This is a genomic window from Saccharothrix sp. AJ9571 (assembly GCF_021725495.1).
GTDB lineage: Bacteria > Actinomycetota > Actinomycetes > Mycobacteriales > Pseudonocardiaceae > Amycolatopsis > Amycolatopsis magusensis.
The window spans coordinates 725,836-747,633 of record NZ_CP091382.1 but is presented as its reverse complement, the minus strand read 5'-3'; the positions used below and the strand labels follow the sequence as shown (position 1 = coordinate 747,633).

At 72.4% G+C, this 21,798-nt stretch carries 1 protein-coding gene; it reads left to right on the top strand.

The window, feature by feature from the left end; all coding sequences use genetic code 11:
• The first annotated feature begins 3 nt into the window (after window positions 1-3).
• A complete protein-coding gene (locus tag L3Q67_RS03055) occupies window positions 4-21,780 on the top strand; it encodes a type I polyketide synthase (RefSeq protein ID WP_499188082.1) in 21,777 nt (7,258 codons plus the stop codon).
• Window positions 21,781-21,798 lie beyond the last annotated feature (18 nt).

Sequence of the window (21,798 nt, the reverse complement as noted above, 5' to 3'; positions counted from 1 at the left end):
AGCATGAACGCGCCCAACGAGAAGGTTGTCGAAGCGCTCCGGGTCGCGATGAAGGACGCCGAGCGGCTGCGCCGGCAGAATCGCGAACTGGTGGCCGCCGCTTCGGAGCCGATCGCGATCGTGGCGATGAGCTGCCGCTTCCCCGGCGGCATCGACTCGCCCGAGGCGTTGTGGGAGCTGGTGGCCTCCGGCGGGGACGCCATCTCCGGCTTCCCCGCCGGTCGCGGCTGGGACACCGAGTCGCTGGCGTCCGCCGAGACCGACGAGCGCGGCACCAGCATGAGCCTGCAGGGCGGGTTCCTGCCGGGGGTGGCCGACTTCGACCCCGGCTTCTTCGGCATCTCGCCGCGTGAGGCGGTCACCATGGACCCCCAGCAGCGCCTGCTGCTGGAGACCACCTGGGAGGCCATCGAGCGGGCCGGGATCGACCCGTCGAAGCTGCGCGGCAGCCGGACCGGCATGTTCGTCGGCACCAACGGGCAGGACTACTCGCACCTGATGGTCCGCTCGGTGGCCGACGCCACCGGGGACATCGGCACCGGCATCGCGGCCAGCGCGATCTCCGGCCGCGTCTCCTACGAACTGGGCCTCGAAGGCCCGAGCGTCACCGTCGACACCGCGTGCTCGTCCTCGCTGGTGGCCCTGCACCTGGCCGCGCACGCACTGCGCAACGGCGAATGCTCGCTGGCGCTGGCGGGCGGCGTGAACATCATGGCCACCCCGGGTTCGCTGGTGGAGTTCAGCCGTCAGGGCGGGCTCGCGCGCGACGGCCGCTGCAAGGCGTTTTCGGATGACGCCGACGGCACCGGCTGGTCCGAAGGTGTCGGCCTGCTGGTGCTGGAGCGGTTGTCCGACGCGCAGCGCAACGGGCACGAGGTGCTCGCCGTGGTGCGGGGTTCCGCGGTCAACTCCGACGGCGAGTCGAACGGCTTCACCGCGCCCAACGGCCGCGCGCAGCAGCGCGTGATCCGGCAGGCGCTGGACCGCTGCGGCCTGGCACCGGCCGATGTGGACGTCGTGGAAGCCCACGGCACCGGCACCCCGCTGGGTGACCCGATCGAGGCGCGCAGCCTGCTCGCCACCTACGGCCAGAACCGCGAACACCCGCTGCTGCTCGGTTCGATCAAGTCGAACCTCGGGCACACGCAGGCGGCGGCGGGCGTGGCCGGGGTGATCAAGATGGTCATGGCCATGCGGCACGACCTGGTGCCGAAGACACTGCACGTGGCCAAGCCGTCCACCCACGTCGACTGGACCACCGGCGCGGTCCGGCTGCTCACCGAGGCCACGGCGTGGCCGGAGACCGGCCGGGCGTACCGCGCGGCCGTGTCCTCGTTCGGGGTCAGCGGCACCAACGCGCACGCGATCATCGAGCAGGCGCCGCCGATGACCGTTGAGCCGCTGCCCGACGTACCTGTGCCCGCTGTGGTGCCGTGGGTGCTGGCGGGGCGGACGCCGTCGGCGCTGCAGGACCAGGTCTCCTCGCTGTTGTCCTTTGTGGACTCCGAGCGGCCGGTGGACCTCGCGTTTTCACTCGCTACCACCCGGACCAGCTTCGAACACCGGCTCGCCGTGGTCGGCGGGAGCCTGGAGGAACTGCGCGGGTCGCTTTCGGGGTGGGTCGAGAACGGGACCGCGCCGGGCGTGGTGACCGGTGAGGTCAACGGGCGCGCCAAACTGGGCGTGTTGTTCTCCGGTCAGGGCGCGCAGCGGATCGGCATGGGCCGGGAGCTGTACGGCCGCTTCCCGGCTTTTGCCAGTGCCTTCGACGAGGTGCTCGCCGAGCTGAACCGGCACCTCGACGGCTCGCTGCGGGACGTCGTCTGGGGTGACGACGCCGAACTCCTGAACCAGACCGGCTGGACGCAGCCCGCGTTGTTCGCCATCGAGGTGGCGCTGTTCCGGCTGGCCGAATCCTGGGGCCTGGCACCGGATTTCGTCGCCGGGCACTCCATCGGCGAGATCACGGCCGCCTATGTCGCGGGGGTGTTCTCGCTGGAGGACGCCGCCGGGCTGGTCGCCGCTCGTGCGCGGTTGATGCAAGCGCTCCCGACCGGTGGGGCGATGGTGGCGATCAAGGCCACCGAGGACGAGATCACCCCGCTGCTCACCGAAGGCGTCTCGATCGCCGCGATCAACGGGCCGTCGTCCGTGGTCATCGCCGGTGACGAGGCCGCCGTGCTGGCCATCGCCGAAGGCTTCGAGCGGACCACGCGGCTGAAGGTGAGCCACGCGTTCCACTCGCCGCTGATGGACCCGATGCTCGAGGAGTTCCGCCGGTTCGCCGAGGGCATCGCCTACGCCGAGCCCACGATCCCGGTGGTCTCGAACCTGACCGGCGAACTCGCCACCGCGAACGAACTGCGCTCGGCGGACTACTGGGTGCGGCACGTGCGCGAAGCCGTGCGCTTCGCCGACGGGGTGCGGGCGCTGGCCGCCGCCGGTGCCGGTGTGCTGCTGGAACTCGGGCCGGACGGCGCGCTGGCCGGGCTGGCGCAGCAGAGCGCGGACCTGCCCGTGGCCCCGGCGCTGCGCAAGGACCGCGGTGAGGAAGCCGCGATCCTCGGCGCGCTGGGCAAACTGCACGTCAGCGGCGTCACCGTGGACTGGAGCGCGGTGCTCGACGGCACCGGTGCGCGTCGCGTGGCGCTGCCGACCTACGCCTTCCAGCACGAGAAGTACTGGCCGTCGGTGTCCGTGCGCTCCGGCGACATCTCCGGGCTGGGCCTGGACTCCGCGGAACACCCGCTGCTCGGCGCGGCCACCACGGTGGCCGGTTCCGGCGAGTTGATCATGACCGGCAGGCTGTCGCTGGAGAGCCACCCGTGGCTGGCCGATCACGCCGTCGGTGGCGCGGTCCTGTTCCCGGGCACCGGTTTCCTCGAACTCGCCCTGCGTGCGGCCGATCAGGTCGGCTGCGATCGCGTGCACGAATTGACCCTCGTGGTCCCGCTGGTGCTCGCCGAGAAGACCTCGGTGACCGTGCAGGTGTGGGTCGGTTCGCCGGATGCCGCCGGCCGTCGCCCGGTCAGCGTGCACTCGCAGCACGGCAACGCCGAATCGTGGGTGCAGCACGCCGGCGGCACGCTCAGCGACGGTGCCGCGGTCGCCCCCTTCGACGCCGCCGAATGGCCGCCCGCCGGGGCGCGGGCGCTGGACCTGGACGGGTTCTACGAGCGCTTCGCCGAGACCGGGCTGACCTACGGGCCGGTGTTCCAGGGCGTCAAGAACGTGTGGCAGGGCGGTGGAGACACTGCCGAGATCTTCGCCGAAGTGGCCCTGCCGGACAGTGTCGAGGACGCCGGTGAGTTCGGCGTGCACCCGGCGCTGCTCGACTCCGCCCTGCACGCCAGCCTTTTCGTGCACCCCGACCGTGAGGACAGCGGCCTGCTGCCGTTCTCGTGGAGCGGGGTCTCACAGCACGCGTCCGGCGCCTCGACGCTGCGCGTGCGCCTGGCCGCCACGGCCGACGACGCCATCTCGGTGACCGCCGTCGACGTCCAGGGCGAGCCCGTGCTGTCCGTGGAATCCCTGGCGCTGCGCTCGGCCACGGCCGAATCGACCGCCCGCGCGCAGAGTGAGCTGGACTCGTTGTTCCGCCTGGACTGGGTCACCCAGCCCGGTGCGAAGTCCACAGAGGACACTCGATGGGCGGTGCTCGGTACCGGGGAAGCGGCCTTGGGTGCCGCGGTCGCCGCGACCGGCGGCTCCCGGGTGGCGTCGCTCGACGAACTGGCTGAGCTCTCCGGCGGCGTGCCGGGCATGGTGCTGTGGCCCGTGGCGAGCGAGAGCGACGGCGCCGAAGCCGTCCACGAGCTGACCGCCCGCGTGCTCGGCACCGTCCAGGACTGGCTGGCGGACCAGCGCTTCGGTGACTCCTGCCTCGTCGTGGTCACCCGGGGCGCGGTCGCCGCCGGGGACGAGAACGTGGACGACCTGCCCGCCGCCGCGGTGTGGGGCCTGGTGCGCACGGCCCAGTCGGAGAACCCCGGCCGCCTGCTGCTGCTCGACCTCGACCAAGCCGAGACCGACGTACTGGGCATCCTGCCAGCGTTGCGCGCCAACGGAGAGACCCAGATCGCCGCGCGCGACGGGGAACTGCACGTCGGACGGCTCGCACGGCTGGCCGCCGGCACCGCGCTGGTGCCGCCGGTCGGCGTGCCGTGGCGCCTGGACAGCGGACGCAAGGGCAGCCTCGACGGCCTCACCCTGGCACCCGCCCCGCAACTGCTGGACCCGGTGGAGGGCCGTCAGGTCCGGATCGCCGTCCGCGCGGCGGGCCTGAACTTCCGCGACGTGCTGAACGCGCTGGGCATGTACCCCGGTGACGCGGGCCTGTTCGGCTCCGAGGCCGCCGGTGTGGTGGTCGAGACCGGCCCCGAGGTCACCGATCTGCGGCCGGGCGACCGCGTGATGGGCATGTTGTTCGGCGGCATGGGCCCGCTGGGCGTGGTCGACGAACGCCTGCTGACCAAGCTGCCCGAGGAGTTCTCCTTCGAGACCGGCGCGTCGATCCCGCTGGTCTTCCTCACCGCCTACTACGCGCTGGTCGACCTCGCCGACCTCCAGCCGGGCGAGAAGGTGCTGGTGCACGCCGGTGCCGGTGGGGTCGGCATGGCCGCGGTCCAGCTCGCGCAGCACCTCGGCGCGGAGGTCTTCGCGACCGCCAGCGAGGGCAAGTGGGACACCCTGCGCTCACTCGGTCTCGAAGAAGACCACATCGCCTCCTCGCGCTCGCTGGACTTCGAGGCGAAGTTCCCGCAGGTCGACGTGGTGCTCAACGCGCTGGCCGGCGAGTTCATCGACGCCTCGCTGCGGCTGCTCGTGCCGGGCGGGCGCTTCCTGGAGATGGGCAAGACCGACCTGCGAGACCCGGAAAGCCTGCCCGAGGTCCGCTACCAGGCGTTCGACCTCGGCTGGGTGGACCCGGACCGGATCGGCGCCATGCTGGCCGAGCTGAAGGAGCTGTTCGCCGCCGGGTCGATCCGGCCGCTGCCGATCGTCAGCTGGGACGTGCGCCGCTCGCGGGACGCGTTCCGGTTCATGAGCCGCGCCCAGCACATCGGCAAGATCGTGCTGACCGTGCCGCCCGGCTGGGACCCCGACGGCACGGTGCTGATCACCGGTGGCACCGGCGGCCTGGGCGGGGTGCTCGCGCGTCACCTGGTCACCACCCGCGGCATGCGCAACCTGCTGCTGGTCAGCCGAAGCGGGGAGAACGCGGCCGGGGCGGTGGAACTGCGGGACGAGCTGATCGAGGCCGGCGCCAGTGTCACCATCGCCGCCTGCGATGTCGCCGACCGCGACGCGCTCGAAAGCCTGCTCGCGACCGTTCCCGCCGAGCACCCGCTGACCGCCGTGGTGCACACCGCCGGGGTGCTCGACGACGGCATCGTCGGCTCGATGACGCCCGAGCGCCTGGACACCGTGCTGCGGCCGAAGGTGGACGCCGCCTGGCACCTGCACGAGCTGACGCGCGGCCTCGACGTGGCCGGTTTCGTGCTCTACTCCTCGGTTTCCGGGGTGATGGGCAGTGCCGGGCAGGCGAACTACTCGGCCGCGAACGTGTGGCTGGACGCGCTGGCCCACCGCCGTCGCAGCGAAGGACTGGCGGCGACCTCGGTGGCGTGGGGCGCGTGGACGCCGGAGATCGGCATGACCGCCACGGTCAGCGACGCCGACATGCGGCGGATGAGCGAGTCGACGAACCCGCTGTCGGTCGAGCAGGGCCTGGCCCTGTTCGACGCGGCCATCGGCTGCGACGAACCGCTGCTGGTGGCGCTCAACGGCGGCGCGGGCCAGGCCGGACCGGCGCAGGGCCACGTGCCCGCGCTGCTGCGTGGCCTGATGCGCACCGGCCGCCGCACCGCGGCCAGCGGCACCAGCGGTGGCGAGGGCCTGGCCCAGCAACTGCTCGGCATGCCGGAGGACGAGCGGATCCGGCACCTGACCGAGATGATGCGCACCGAAGCGGCGGCCGTGCTCGGGCACAGCTCGCCCGACGCGATCGGCGTCGACCGCGAGTTCCGCCAGCTCGGCTTCGACTCGCTGACCGCGGTCGAACTGCGCAACCGCCTCGGCTCGGCCACCGGCATGACCCTGCCCGCCACGCTGGTCTTCGACTACCCGACCCCGCGCGTGCTGGCCGAATACCTGCTCGACGAACTGGTCGGAAGCCGTGAAAGCCACATTCACGGCGAAATCGGCCGTGAAAGCCACATTCACGGCACCGGGACGGCCGACGACCCGGTGGTGATCGTCGGCATGAGCTGCCGGTTCCCCGGTGGCATCGACTCGCCGGAGGACCTCTGGCAGTTCCTGCTCGACGGCGGGGACGCGATCACCGACTTCCCGCCGGACCGCGGCTGGGAGTCCGACCCGACCGGCGGCACCGAGGGCGCGAAGGGCGGCTTCCTCGCCGACATGGCCGGGTTCGACACCGGCTTCTTCGGCATCTCACCGCGTGAGGCCAAGGCGATGGACCCGCAGCAGCGCCTGGTGCTGGAAGTGTCCTGGGAGGCCATCGAGCGCGCCGGGATCGACGCCGCCGACCTGCGCGGCTCGCAGACCGGGGTGTTCATCGGCACCGGCGGGCAGGACTACACGAACGTGGTGCTGCGGGCCAACGAGGACCTCGAAGGCCACGCCAGCACCGGTCTCGCCGCCGCGGTCATCTCCGGCCGCGTCTCCTACAGCTTCGGTTTCGTCGGCCCGTCGCTGACCATCGACACCGCGTGCTCCTCGTCGCTGACCGCGCTGCACCTGGCCGCGCAGTCGCTGCGCACCGGGGAAAGCTCACTGGCGCTGGTCGGTGGCGTCGCGGTGATGAGCACGCCGATGAGCTTCGCCGGGTTCACCGCGCAGGGCGGGCTCGCGCCGGACGGCCGGTGCCGCGCCTTCTCCGACGACGCCGGCGGCACGAGCTGGTCCGAGGGCGTCGGTGTGCTGGTGCTGGAGCGCCTGTCCGAGGCCCGCCGCCACGGCCACCAGGTGCTCGCCACGCTGCGCGGCAGCGCGGTCAACCAGGACGGTGCCTCGAACGGGCTGACCGCGCCGAACGGGCCGTCGCAGCGCCGGGTCATCCGGGCCGCGCTGGCCGGAGCCGGGCTCGCCGCGTCCGATGTGGACGTTGTCGAAGCCCACGGCACCGGTACCAAGCTGGGCGACCCGATCGAAGCGCAGGCTTTGCTGGCCACCTACGGCCAGGACCGTGAGCGCCCGCTGCTGCTCGGGTCGGTGAAGTCGAACCTGGGCCACACGCAGGCCGCCGCCGGTGTCGCCGGGGTGATCAAGACCGTGCTGGCGCTGCGTCACGGCGTGGTGCCGAAGACGCTGCACGTGGCCCAGCCGACGTCCCATGTGGACTGGAACGCCGGTGCGGTGGAGCTGGTCACCGAGGCCACCGAATGGCCGGAGGTCAACCGCGCCCGCCGCGCGGGGGTGTCCTCGTTCAGCCTGAGCGGTACCAACGCGCACGTGATCTTCGAGCACACGCCGGTGGTCGAGGCCGAACTGCCCGAGCGGGACGAGCCGGAGATCGTGCCGCTGGTGGTCTCGGCGAAAACCCCGGAGGCGGTCGACGGCCAGCTGGAGCGCGTCCGCGCCTTCCTGGGTGGCGATTCCGCGCTGGACACCGGGTACTCGCTGGTCACCACGCGCACCGAACTCGAGCACCGCGCGGTCCTGCTGTCCACAAAGGATGGTTTGGCCGAGGTCGCCAGGGGCACCGCGGCCGAGCGCCCGCTGGCCGTGTTGTTCTCCGGCCAGGGTTCGCAGCGGCTCGGCATGGGCCGCGAACTGCACGCCCGGTACCCGGTGTTCGCCGAGGCGCTGGACAGCGTGCTCGCGGGCCTGGACCCGGACGTGCGCGAGGTGATGTGGGGCGGGTCGGCTGATCGGCTGAACGAGACCGGCTACACCCAGCCCGCGTTGTTCGCCATCGAGGTGGCGCTGTTCCGGCTGGTCGAGTCGTGGGGCGTGAAGCCGCGGTTCCTCGCGGGCCACTCGATCGGTGAGATCGCCGCCGCGCACGTCGCCGGAGTGCTGTCGCTTGAGGACGCCTGCACGCTGGTCACCGCCAGGTCGAAATTGATGCAGGCGCTTCCGACCGGGGGAGCCATGGTGGCGATCCGCGCCACCGAAGCGCAGGTCACCCCGCTTCTCACCGATGGGGTGTCGATCGCGGCGGTCAACGGGCCGTCGTCGGTGGTCATCGCCGGTGACGAGACCGCGGTGCTGGCCATCGCCGAAGGCTTCGAGAAGACCTCGCGGCTCAAGGTTTCCCACGCCTTCCACTCGCCGCTGATGGACCCGATGCTGGACGAGTTCCGTGCGGCCATCGAGGGGCTGACCTTCCACGAGCCGCGGATCCCGGTGATCACCAGCGGCGACGTGACCTCGCCCGAGTACTGGGTGCGGCACGTCCGCGACACCGTGCGGTTCGCCGACGCGGTGTCCACCCTGGCCGCCGAGCGCGTCGGCGTCTTCCTGGAACTCGGCCCCGACGGGGTGCTCTCCGCGATGGTCGCCGAGTCGGCGCCGGACGCGGTCGTCGTGCCGGTGCTGCGCAAGGACCGGCCCGAAGAGGCCGCCGCGCTGACCGCACTGGCGAAACTGCACGTCAACGGCGTCCCGGTGGACTGGAAGAGCTGGTTCACCGGCACCGGCGCGCGCCGCGTCGACCTGCCGACCTACGCCTTCCAGCACGAGAAGTGCTGGCCGTCGATGGCGACCGGCGGGCGCGCCGGGGACGTCGCCGGGCTGGGCCTGTTCTCCACCAAGCACCCGCTGCTGACCGCCGCGATGGCGGTCGCCGGTTCGGACGAGATCGTGCTCACCGGCAGGCTCGCGCTGAACACGCACCCGTGGCTGGCCGATCACCAGGTCGGCGGCCGGGTGGTCTTCCCCGGCACCGGTTTCCTGGACCTGGTCATCCGCGCGGGCGACCTGGTCGGCTGCGACCGCGTCGAAGGGCTGGCGCTGATGGTGCCGCTGGCCTTCGACGACCGCTCGGGCGTCGCGGTGCAGGTCCGCGTCGGCGAGGTCGACGAGCACGGCCGCCGCGAGGTCGGCGTGTACGCGCAGCCCGCCGACGGCACCGGCCGCGAGTGGACGCACCACGTCGGCGGCACCCTGAGCAACAGTGAATCCGAGGCCGAGCGCATCGACGAATGGCCGCCCGCCGGGGCCGAGCCGGTCGAGCTGGACGGGCACTACGCCCGCCTCGCCGAGCAGGGCGGCCTCAGCTACGGGCCGGTGTTCCAGGGCCTGAAGGCGGTCTGGCGCACCGAATCCGCGGTCTACGCCGAGGTCGAACTGCCGGAGCACGTCGAGGACGCGGCCGCCTACGGGCTGCACCCGGCGCTGCTGGACGCCGCCCTGCACGCCATCGTCTTCTTCGACGAGGAGGACCACGGCCTGCCGTTCGCCTGGCACGGCGCGTCGCTGCACGCGGTGGGCGCTTCGGTGCTGCGCGTCCGGCTTTCCCGCACGGGCACCGATTCGATGTCCGTGACCGCGGTCGACGTCGAAGGCGCGCCGGTGCTCTCGGTGGAATCCCTGTCGTTGCGGCACTCCTCGGTCGACGAGGCACCCCAGCAGCAGGGCCGGGTCGGCGACTCGCTGTTCGTGGTCGACTGGTCCGCGGCCGAACTCGCCGCCGACCGGCCCGCCGCGAAGTGGGCACTCCTCGGCGAGGATCTCTTCGGCCTCACCGCGACCATCGACGATGACGCAGCCGAGGAAGCCGAAGCGCTCCTGGTGCAGTTCGCCGGTTCCGAAGGCATCGAAGCCGTGCACGAACTGACCGCCCGCGCGCAGGAAGTCGTCCGCGACGCGCTGGCGGACGAGTCCGGCAAGCCGCTCGTGGTGGTGACCAGGGGTGCGACCGCGGTCGCCGGTGAAGCGGTCCGCGACCTGGCCGCCGCGGCGGTCTGGGGCCTGGTGCGCTCGGCGCAGGCGGAGAACCCCGGCCGCTTCCTGCTCGCCGACCTCGACGACACGGCCGAATCCGCGGCCGTGCTGAACAACCTCACCGAACTGCTGGAACTCGGGGAGACCCAGGTCGCGCTGCGGGCCGGGGCCGCTCACCTCGGCCGCCTCGCCCGGCTTTCGGCCAGCCCGGCGCTGGTGCCGCCGGAGCACACGCCGTGGCGCCTGGCCACGGTGAACAAGGGCAGCCTGGACGAGCTGATCCTCGCGCCCTGCCCCGACCTGCTGGAGCCGCTGGCCGAGCGCCAGGTGCGCGTGGCGATCCGCGCGGCGGGCCTGAACTTCCGCGACGTGCTGAACGCGCTGGGCATGTACCCGGGTGAGGCCGGGGTGTTCGGCGCCGAGGCCGCCGGGATCGTGGTCCAAACCGGACCGGACGTGGTCGGCCTCCAGCCCGGCGACCGGGTGATGGGCATGCTGTTCGGCGGGTTCGGCCCGGAGGGCGTGGTCGACGAGCGGTTCCTGACCAAGCTGCCGGAGGACTGGTCGTTCGAGGCCGGTGCCTCGTACCCGCTGGTGTTCCTCACCGCCTGGTACGCGCTGCACGACCTGGCCTCGGTCCAGCCGGGGGAGAAGGTGCTGGTGCACGCCGGTGCCGGTGGCGTCGGCATGGCCGCCATCCAGCTGGCCCAGCACCTCGGCGCGGAGGTCTACGCGACCGCCAGCGAGGGCAAGTGGGACACCCTGCGCGGCCTCGGCCTCGACGACGACCACATCGCGTCTTCGCGTGACGCGGGCTTCGAGGCGAAGTTCCCGCAGGTCGACGTGGTGCTCAACGCGCTGACCGGGGAGCTGATCGACGCGTCGCTGCGGTTGCTCGGCGAGGGCGGCCGGTTCCTGGAGATGGGCAAGACCGACCTGCGTGACCCGGCGAGCCTGCCGGGCATCGCCTACCAGGCCTTCGACCTCGGCTGGGTGGAGCTGGACCGGGTCCAGCAGATGCACGACGAGCTCAAGGCGCTGTTCGCGAGCGGCGCCATCGAGCCGCTGCCGATCCGCACCTGGGACGTGCGCCGCGCCAAGGACGCGTTCCGGTTCATGAGCCGCGCCCAGCACATCGGCAAGATCGTGCTGACCGTGCCCGGCCAGTGGGCGCCCGAGGGCACCGTGCTGATCACCGGTGGCACCGGCGGTCTCGGCGCGGAACTGGCCCGGCACCTGGTGGGCAGCCGCGGGGTCCGGCGCCTGCTGCTGACCAGCCGCCGCGGCCCGGACGCACCGGGCGCGGTCGAACTCCAGGCCGAACTGATCGCCCACGGCGCCGACGTCGACGTGGTGGCCTGTGACGCCGCCGACCGCGATTCGGTCGCCGAACTGCTCGCGGGCATTCCCGCCGAGCACCCGCTGACCGCGGTGGTGCACACGGCCGGTGTGCTCGACGACGGGGTGGTCGGCTCACTCACCCCGGACCGGATCAGCAAGGTGCTGCGGCCCAAGGTGGACGCCGCCTGGCACCTGCACGAGCTGACCCGTGACCTCGACCTCGCCGATTTCGTGCTCTACTCCTCGATTTCCGGCGTGCTGGGCGCGGCCGGTCAGGGCAACTACGCGGCGGCCAACAGCTACCTCGACGCGCTCGCCACACAGCGGCGGGCCGAGGGCCTGCCCGCGTCCTCGCTGGCCTGGGGTGCCTGGGCCGGTGCCGGGATGGCGAGCGACATGGACGCCGCCGCGCTGGAGCGGATGGCCCGCGCGGGCACCCCGGCGCTGTCGGTGGAGCTCGGCCTGGCGTTGTTCGACGCGGCGATCACCGTGGACGAGCCGCTGGTCGTGCCGGCCAGCATCGTCACCAGTTCGAGCGCGGCGCCGTTCGCGGTGCCGCCGATGCTGCGCGGCCTGATGACCACGGGCCGTCGCAAGGCCGCCGCCGGCGGGCGCAACAGCGGCGCGCTGCGGAAGCTGGAGGGCCTGGGCCGCGAGGAGCGGGTGAAGGCGCTCGTCGAGCTGGTCCGCACCGAGGCCGCGGCCGTGCTCGGCCACGACTCGACCGACGCGGTGGACACCGAACGCGACTTCCGCCAGTTGGGCTTCGACTCGCTGACCGCGGTCGAACTGCGCAACCGCCTCGGTCAGGCCACCGGCATGAGCCTGCCCGCGACGCTGGTCTTCGACTACCCGACTCCGTTGGTGCTCGCGGACTTCCTGAACACGGAGGTCTTCGGTGACGACGAGCCCGTGGATGAGGCGCCCGCACCGGCGAAGGTGGACGACGAGCCGATCGTGATCGTCGGCCTGAGCTGCCGCTTCCCCGGCGGCATCAACTCGCCGGAGGAGCTGTGGGAGCTGCTGGTCGACGGGCGGGACGCGATCAGCGGCTTCCCCGACGACCGCGGCTGGGACCTGGAGTGGCTCGCGGGCGGCGGTCCCGGCAGCAGCGTCACCGGCCAGGGCGGCTTCCTGCCCGGGGTCGCCGGGTTCGACCCCGGCTTCTTCGGGATCTCCCCGCGTGAAGCGGTGGCGATGGACCCGCAGCAGCGGTTGCTCCTGGAGACCTCGTGGGAGGCGATCGAGCGCGCGGGCATCGACCCGGGTTCGCTGCGCGGCAGCCGGACCGGCGTGTACGTCGGCACGAGCGGCCAGGACTATTCGCAGCTGGTCATGGGCGCGCAGGAAAGCATGGAGGGGCACGCCGGGACCGGCACGTCGGCCAGCGTGATCTCCGGGCGCCTGTCCTACACCTTCGGGCTGGAAGGCCCGGCGGTCACCGTGGACACCGCGTGCTCGTCTTCCTTGGTGGCGCTGCACTTCGCCGCGCAGGCGCTGCGCAACGGGGAGTGCTCGCTGGCGCTGGCCGGTGGTGTGACGGTGATGGCCACGCCGGGCATGTTCATGGAGTTCTCCCGTCAGGGCGGGCTCGCGCAGGACGGCCGCTGCAAGGCGTTCGCCGACAGCGCGGACGGCACCGGCTGGTCCGAAGGCGTCGGCGTGCTGGTGGTCGAGCGGCTGTCGGACGCACAGCGCCACGGGCACAAGGTGCTGGCGGTCCTCAAGGGTTCGGCGATCAACCAGGACGGCGCGTCGAACGGGCTGACCGCGCCCAACGGTCCTTCGCAGCAACGCGTGATCCGACAGGCACTCGCCACCGCCGGTCTGTCCACTTCGGACGTCGACGCGGTGGAGGCACACGGCACGGGGACCGCGCTGGGTGACCCGATCGAGGCGCAGGCGTTGCTGGCGACCTACGGCCGCAACCGGGACGAGCCGCTGTGGCTGGGTTCGGTGAAGTCGAACCTGGGCCACACGCAGGCCGCCGCCGGGGTGGCGGGCGTGATCAAGATGGTCATGGCGCTCCAGCACGGGGTGCTGCCGCGCACGCTGCACGTCGAGCAACCGTCGTCCCATGTGGACTGGAACGCCGGGAAGGTCTCACTGCTGACCGCGCCGCGGGAATGGCCTGCGGTGGACCGGCCGTATCGCGCCGGGATCTCCTCGTTCGGCATCAGCGGCACGAACGCGCACATCATCCTGGAGCAGGCGCCGGTCACCGAGATCGCCAAGCCGAAGCCCACGTTCACCCCGGCGGTGGTGCCGTGGCTGGTCTCCGCGAAGTCGGAGGCCGCGCTGGACGACCAAATCGAGCGCGTCCGGGCGCTGAGCGGTTCTCCCGTCGACATCGGCTACTCGCTGGCCATCGGCCGTTCCCGCTTCGAGCACCGGGCGGTGCTGGCCGGGGGAACCGAGGTGGCACGGGGAACCGCGGGCACGCGCAAGCTCACGTTGCTGTTCGCCGGTCAGGGTTCGCAGCGGCTCGGCATGGGCCGGGAGCTGTACGAGCGTTTCCCGGTGTTCAGGACCGCGTTGGATGAGATCTTCGAATACCTGGACGTCCGTGACGTCATGTGGGGCGAGGACGCCGACGCGTTGAACCAGACTGGGAACGCGCAGCCTGCGTTGTTCGCGCTGGAAGTGGCTCTGTTCCGGTTGGTCGAGTCGTGGGGCGTGAAGCCGGATGCGTTGGCTGGGCATTCGATCGGGGAGATCGCGGCCGCGCATGTGGCGGGTGTGCTCTCGCTTGAGGACGCGTGCACGCTGATCGAGGCTCGTGCGCGGCTGATGCAGGCGCTGCCGGCCGGTGGCGCCATGGTGGCGATCAAGGCTCGCGAGGACGAGATCACCCTGACCGAGGGTGTCTCGATCGCCGCGGTCAACGGCCCCGATTCGATGGTCATCGCCGGTGAGGAAGCCGCGGTCCTGGCCATCGCGGCGGGCTTCGAGAAGACCAGCCGGTTGAAGGTTTCGCACGCCTTCCACTCACCGTTGATGGACCCGATGTTGGACGACTTCCGGGCGGCCATCGAGGGCCTGACGTTCCACGAGCCGACCATCCCCATGTCCGGCGATGTCACGAACGTCGACTACTGGGTCCGGCACGTGCGGGAAACCGTGCGCTTCGCCGACCACCTGAACGCCGAGACGACGTACTTCGAGCTGGGCCCCGACAGCACGCTCTCGGCCATGGCCGCCGCGGTCGCCGAACTCGCTGTCCCGGCCCTGCGCAAGGACCGCGACGAAGAGACCGCGCTGCTCACCGCGTTGGCCCGGCTGCACGTCGCCGGGGTGCGGATCGACTGGGCCGCCTGGTTCGACGGCACCGGCGCGCAGCAGGCCGACCTGCCGACGTACGCCTTCCAGCACGAGAACTACTGGGTCGAGGGCGGTGGCTTCGGCACGCGGTTCAGCGCCGGGCAGGACCCGGTCGACCAGGCGTTCTGGGCCGCGGTCGAACGCGAGGACCTGGAAAGCCTGGCCGAGACGTTGGAACTGGACAACGACACGGTGTCCACCGTGGTGCCCGCGCTCTCCGCGTGGCGCACCCGCAGGCACGCGCAGTCCACAGTGGATTCGTGGTTGTTCCGCGAGGAATGGCAGCAGCTCACGCCCGCCGACGCCGGGCTGTCCGGCAGCTGGCTGGTTGCCGTGCCTGCCGACACCACGGATGACCTTTGGACCGGCGCCCTGATCGGCTCGCTCGGCGAGAACGTGACGCGTGTCGAGGTCACCGATCGCGCGTCGCTGGCCGGGCGACTGGCCGGGATCACAGCCGACCGCGTGCTTTCGCTGGTCGGGGTCACCGAGACCGCGACCCTGCTCCAGGCACTCGGTGACGCCGGGGTGCTCGCGCCCGTGTGGGCGGTCACCCGCGGTGCCGTGTCGATCGGGCGCACCGATCCGGTGCTGCACGCCGACCAGGCCGCCGTCTGGGGCCTCGGCCGGGTCGCCGCGCTGGAGCAGCCGCAGCGCTGGGGCGGCCTGGTCGACCTGCCGGAGAAGCTGGACGACCGCGTGCTGCGCCGGTTGCCCGCGGTGTTTGCCGGAACCGAGGACCAGGTGGCCGTCCGGCCGCACGGGGTGTTCGGCCGCCGACTGATCGCGGCCTCGGGTGAGCGCGCGATCTGGGAGCCGACCGGCACCGCGTTGATCACCGGTGGCACCGGCGCGCTGGGTGCGCGGGTGGCGCGTGACCTGGCCCGCCGGGGCATCGACCGGCTCGTGCTGGTCAGCCGACGCGGTCCGGCCGCGCCGGGCGCCACCGAACTGCGCGACGAGCTGACCGCGCTGGGCACCGAGGTCACCATCGAGGCCTGCGACGTGGCGGACCGCGACGCGGTGGCCGCCCTGCTCGACGGGCTCCCGGATCTGACCGCGGTCGTGCACACGGCCGGTGTGCTCGACGACGGCGTCCTGGAAAGCCTGACGCCCGAACGCTTCGAGGCCGTTTTCGCGGCCAAGGTCGCGTCGGCCCACGTGCTCGACGAGCTGACCCGCGACCGCGACCTGGCCGCGTTCGTGTTGTTCTCCTCGGTCGCCGGCGCGGTCGGCAACCCGGGCCAGGGCAACTACGCCGCGGCCAACGCGGTCCTCGACGCCCTCGCCCAGCAGCGCCGCGACCGCGGCCTGCCCGCCACCTCGATCGCCTGGGGCGCCTGGGCCGGCGGCGGAATGGCCGACCAGGGCAAGACCGGCGACGCGATGCAGCGCGCCGGGGCCGCCACGCTCGACCCGGAGCTGGCGATCACCGCGCTGTGGCAGGCCGTCGCCGACGCGTCGGCCACCACGGTGGTCGCCGAACTGCGTCAGCCGCAGCTCCTGCACGGCCTGCTGAGCATGCGGCCCAGCCCGCTGCTGTCCGAGCTGCCCGAAGCCCGGCGCGTGCTCGACGAGGTGGAGAACGAGCGCCGCGAGGCCGCCTCCGCTGCCTCCGACCTGCAGCGCAGCCTGCGTGGCCTCAGCGGTGAGCAGCGGGTCGAGCCGGTGCTGGACCTGGTGCGCACCCGCGCCGCGGAGGTGCTCGGGCACTCCGGAAAGGAAGCGGTCAGCGTCGACAAAGCGTTCCGCGATCTCGGTTTCGACTCCCTCACCGCGGTCGAGCTGCGCAACCAGATCGCCGCGCTGACCGGGCTGACGCTGCCCGCGAGCCTGGTGTTCGACTACCCGACCCCGCAGGTGCTCGCCGAATACCTGCTCGCCGAACTGCTCGGCGAGGGCTCCATGCTCGACGAGCCCGCCGCCGCGGCGGAGGTCACCGACGAACCGGTGGTCATCGTCGGCCTGAGCTGCCGGTTCCCCGGGGGCGTGGACACGCCCGAGGACCTGTGGCAGCTGCTGGTCGAAGGCGGCGACGCGATCAGCGAGTTTCCCGAGGACCGCGGCTGGGAAAGCGACTGGCTCACCGGCGACGGCCCGTCCAGCGGTGCCACCGGCCGCGGTGGCTTCCTGCCCGGGGTGGCCGGGTTCGACGCCTCGTTCTTCGGCATCTCCCCGCGTGAAGCGGTGGCGATGGACCCGCAGCAGCGGCTCCTGCTGGAGAGCACCTGGGAGGCGATCGAGCGCGCGGGCATCGACCCGACCTCGTTGCGCGGCAGCCGGACCGGCGTCTACGTCGGTACCAACGGGCAGGACTACCAGCACCTGGTGATGCGCTCGCAGGACGACATGGAGGGCCACGCCGGAACCGGCACCTCGGCCAGCGTGATCTCCGGGCGCCTGTCCTACACCTTCGGCTTCGAAGGCCCGGCGGTCACCGTGGACACCGCGTGCTCGTCTTCGCTGGTGGCACTGCACTTCGCCGCCAAGGCACTGCGCGACGGCGAATGCTCGCTGGCGCTGGCCAGCGGTGTCACGGTGATGACCACGCCGTCCAGCTTCGGCGGGTTCGACCGGCAGGGCGGGCTCGCGCAGGACGGCCGGTCGAAGGCGTTCGCCGACGGCGCGGACGGCACGGGCTGGTCCGAGGGCGTCGGCGTGCTGGTGGTCGAGCGGCTGTCGGACGCGGAACGCAATGGGCACAAGATCCTGGCCGTGGTCCGCGGTAGCGCGATCAACCAGGACGGCGCGTCCAACGGGCTGACCGCGCCCAACGGCCCCTCGCAGCAGCGGGTCATCCGCCAGGCGCTGGCTTCGGCCGGCCTGCAACCGTCCGATGTGGACGCGGTGGAGGCACACGGCACGGGGACCGCGCTGGGTGACCCGATCGAGGCGCAGGCGCTGCTGGCGACCTACGGCCGCAACCGCGACGAACCGCTGTGGCTGGGTTCGGTGAAGTCGAACCTGGGCCACACGCAGGCCGCCGCCGGTGTCGCGGGCGTGATCAAGATGGTGCTGGCCATGCAGCACGGCGTGTTGCCGCGAACCATGCACGTCACCCGCCCCTCGTCCCATGTGGACTGGACCTCGGGCGCGGTGTCGCTGCTGACCGCGCCGCGGGAATGGCCCGAGGTCGACCGGCCGTACCGCGCCGGGGTGTCGTCCTTCGGCATCAGCGGCACGAACGCACACGTGATCCTGGAGCAGGCGCCGCCGCAGGCACAGGTGATCGAGCAGGCACGGGTGGCGCCCTCGGTGGTCCCGCTGCCGGTGTCCGCCCGCACCAGGTCCGCGCTGGATGCCCAGCTCGACCGCATCCGTGCGGTCGAGGAAAACCCGCTGGACACCGGCTACTCGCTGGTGGTGACCGGCCGGGCGAACCTGGACCACCGCGCGGTCCTCTTGTCTACTGAGGACGGTCCGACCGAGGTGGCGCGCGGGTCGGCCACCGAGCGCTCGCTCGGCGTGTTGTTCTCCGGCCAGGGTTCGCAGCGCATCGGCATGGGCCGCGAACTGCACGCCCGCTTCGAGGTGTTCGCCGACGCGCTCGACGCGGTGCTCGCGCAGCTGGACCCGCGCGTGCGGGACGTGATGTGGGGCGAGGACCAGGAAGCGCTGAACCAGACCGGTTTCGCGCAGCCCGCGTTGTTCGCCGTCGAAGTGGCGCTGTTCCGGTTGATCGAGTCGTGGGGCATCAAGCCGGACTACTTGGCCGGGCACTCGATCGGTGAGGTCGCCGCCGCACACGTCGCCGGGGTGTTCTCGCTGGAGGACGCGTGCAAGCTGGTCAACGCCAGGGCTTCGTTGATGCAGGCCCTTCCGGCCGGTGGCGCGATGATCGCGATCCAGGCCACGGAGGACGAACTCACGCTCCCCGAGGGCGTGTCCGTCGCGGCGGTCAACGGGCCGCGGTCGCTGGTGATCGCCGGAGACGAGGAAGCCGCCGAGGCGGTGGCCGCGAAGTTCGCCAAGTCTAGGCGTTTGCCGGTCAGCCATGCGTTCCACTCACCTTTGATGAACCCGATGCTGGACGACTTCCGTGCCGTGGTGGCGGGGCTGACCCTCGCCGAGCCGCGGCTGAAGATGGCGACCAGCGGGGACGTGACCTCGCCGGAGTACTGGGTGCGGCACGTGCGGGACACCGTGCGGTTCGCCGACGGCGTCCGGACGATGACCGAGGCGGGCGTCACGGCGTTCCTGGAACTGGGCCCGGACGGGGTACTCACCGCGATGGCGGCCGAGTCCGCACCGGAGGCCGTGCTGGTGCCGGTGTGCCGCAAGGACCGCGACGAGGAAACGGCGGCACTGACCGCGCTGGCGAAGCTGCACGTGAGCGGCGTCGGCGTGGACTGGCGGCCGCTGTTCGCCGGGACCGGTGCCCGCCGCGTCGACCTGCCCGCCTACCCCTTCCAGCACGAGGACTTCTGGCCGACCACGGCCGGCGCGCGCCGCGGCGACGTCGGTGACATCGGCCTGGTCGCCGCCGAGCACCCGCTGCTCGGCGCGGCGATGCCGGTGGCCGGTTCCGACGGGGTGGTGTTCACCAGCCGGATCGCGCCGTCGGCCCTGCCGTGGATCTCCGAGCACGTGGTGAACGGCGTGGCCACCTTCCCGGAGACCGGGTTCGCCGAGGTCGCGATCCGCGCCGCCGACCAGGTCGGCTGCGACCGGGTCGAGGAGCTGACCGTGACCACCCCGCTGGTGCTGGGCGAACGCGACGCGGTCGCGCTGCAGGTGTGGGTCCGGACCGCCGACGAACAAGGCCGCCGGGCCGTCGAGATCTACTCGCGGCCCGCCGACGCCAGCACATCGGTGGAGACCTGGACCACGCACGCCACCGGGGTGCTGACCACCGGCGAGCGGATCGCCGAGTTCCCCGCCGAATGGCCGCCCGCCGGTGCCGAAGCCGTGGACCTCGCCGATTGGTACGACGACTCGCAGTTCGGCGCGACCTTCCGCGGCCTCAAGGAGGCGTGGCTGTCCGGCGACGAGGTGTACGCCGAGGTCGAGCTGCCGGAGGACCTGGCGGACGCGGCCTACTTCGGGCTGCACCCGGCCCTGCTGGCCACCGCGGTCCAAGCGGTCGATCTGGCCGATGTGGACGGCTTGGATGCCGGGCTCTCGCCCGCGGCGTGGAGCGGGTTGTCGCTGCACGCCTCCGGTGCCACGGTGCTGCGCGTCAAGCTCAAGCGGACCGGCCGCGACTCGGTCTCCCTGGCCGCGGCCGACGGCGAAGGCGCTCCGGTGTTCTCGGTCGAATCGCTCGCCATGCGCCCGCTGGTCGCGGTCCGCGAGACCGCTAGTACGCAGCAGGAAGCCCTGCTGACCGTCGACTGGGTGCCGGTGCCCGCCGAACTGGCGCCGGTGCCGGAAGGCAGCCGCTGGGCCGTGGTCGGCGCCGACGAACTCGGGGTCGGGGCCGCGGTGAAGTCCGCCGGGTTCGACGTCTCCGCGTCGGCCGAGTCCCTGGTGGACACGATCGCCGAATCGGACGGCGTGCCGGACCTGGTGCTCGTGCCGGTGACCGGTGGCGCCGAGGGTGACGTGCCGCAACTGGTCCGCGAGACCACCGGGCGCGTGCTCGGGATCGTGCAGGAGTACCTGGCGGACAGCCGGTTCGCCCGCTCCCGCGTGCTCTTCGTGACCCGCGGTGGTGGTGACCTGACCGCCGCGCCGATCTGGGGCCTGGTGCGCACCGCCCAGTCCGAGAACCCCGGCAGCTTCCTGCTGGTGGACGTGGACGGCGAGGACCACTCGCTCGACCTGCTGCCGATGCTGCCCGCGCTGCTCGCCTCCGGAGAGTCGCAGGTGGTCGTCCGCGACGGCACGCCACGCGTGGGCAGGCTGGCCAGGGCGGCCGAAGGCACCCCGGCGCCGGACTGGGACCCCGAAGGCACCGTGCTGGTCACCGGTGGCACCGGCGGCCTCGGCGCGGAACTGGCCCGCCACCTGGTCGGCGAACGCGGGGTGCGGCACCTGGTGCTCACCTCGCGGCGTGGCCAGGACGCGCCCGGCGCGCTCGAACTGCGTGCCGAGCTGACCGCCCACGGCGCGGACGTGGACGTGGTGGCCTGCGACGTGGCCGACCGGGCTTCGGTGGACGCCCTGCTCGCGGGCATCTCCGGCGAGCTCACCGCGGTGATCCACACCGCCGGTGTGCTCGACGACGGTGTGGTCGCCTCGCTCACCCCGGACCGCCTGGACACGGTGATGCGGCCGAAGGTCGACGGCGCCTGGCACCTGCACGAGGCCACGAAGGACCTCGGCCTGGCCGCGTTCGTCCTCTACTCCTCGGTTTCCGGGGTGCTGGGCAGCGCCGGTCAGGGCAACTACGCCGCGGCGAACGTCTTCCTCGACACCCTGGCCCGCCACCGCCGGGACCTCGGCCTGCCCGCCACCTCGCTGGCGTGGGGCCCGTGGACCCAGGACGGCGGCATGACCAGCGGCCTGGACGCGGGTGCGGTGGAGCGCATGGAGCGCTCGATCACCCCGCCGCTGTCGCTGGCACAGGGCCTGGCCCTGTTCGACGCGGCGACCGCCCGCGACGACGCCGTACTGGTGCCGCTGCGGGTGCGGACCGGCAACGCCCGGTCCGACGCGCCGATCGCGCCGATCCTGCGTGGCCTGGTGCGGACCGGCCGCCGGACCGCGGGTGGCCGCGCCGGTGGCGGTGCCGGACTGGCCCAGCGCCTGACCGGGATGCGGGACAACGAGCGCGTCCGGTTCGTGATGGACCTGGTGCGCACGCACGCTTCGGTGGTGCTCGGGCACGCCTCGGCCGACGCGATCGAGCCGGACCGCGAGTTCCGCCAGCTCGGTTTCGACTCGCTGACCGCGGTGGAGCTGCGCAACAGCCTCGCCGCGGCGACCGGCGCGGTGCTGCCGGCCACGCTGGTCTTCGACTACCCGACGCCCACCGCGCTCGCCGAGTTCCTGGTGGCCGAACTGCTCGGCACGGCACCGGACGAGGGCCCCTCGCTGCTCGCGGAACTCGACCGGCTGGAGAGCGCGCTTTCGGCCAGCGACGCGGGCGAACTGGCCAGGGCGGGCGTGGCCGCGCGGCTGCGGAACCTGCTCGCCCAGGTCGGCGGCGCGGGCAAGGCCGAAGAGGCGGCCCCGGTGGCGGAGCGGATCCACGCGGCGAGCACCGACGAGGTGCTGGCCTTCATCGACAACGAACTAGGCCGCGGCTCGGCTGACCGCTGATAGGAGAGGTTTTCCGAC

Bases quoted from the DNA above. Each gene is read 5' to 3' on its own strand.
- L3Q67_RS03055 (WP_499188082.1), top strand. From the start codon at position 4: ATGAACGCGCCCAACGAGAAGGTTGTCGAAGCGCTCCGGGTCGCGATG.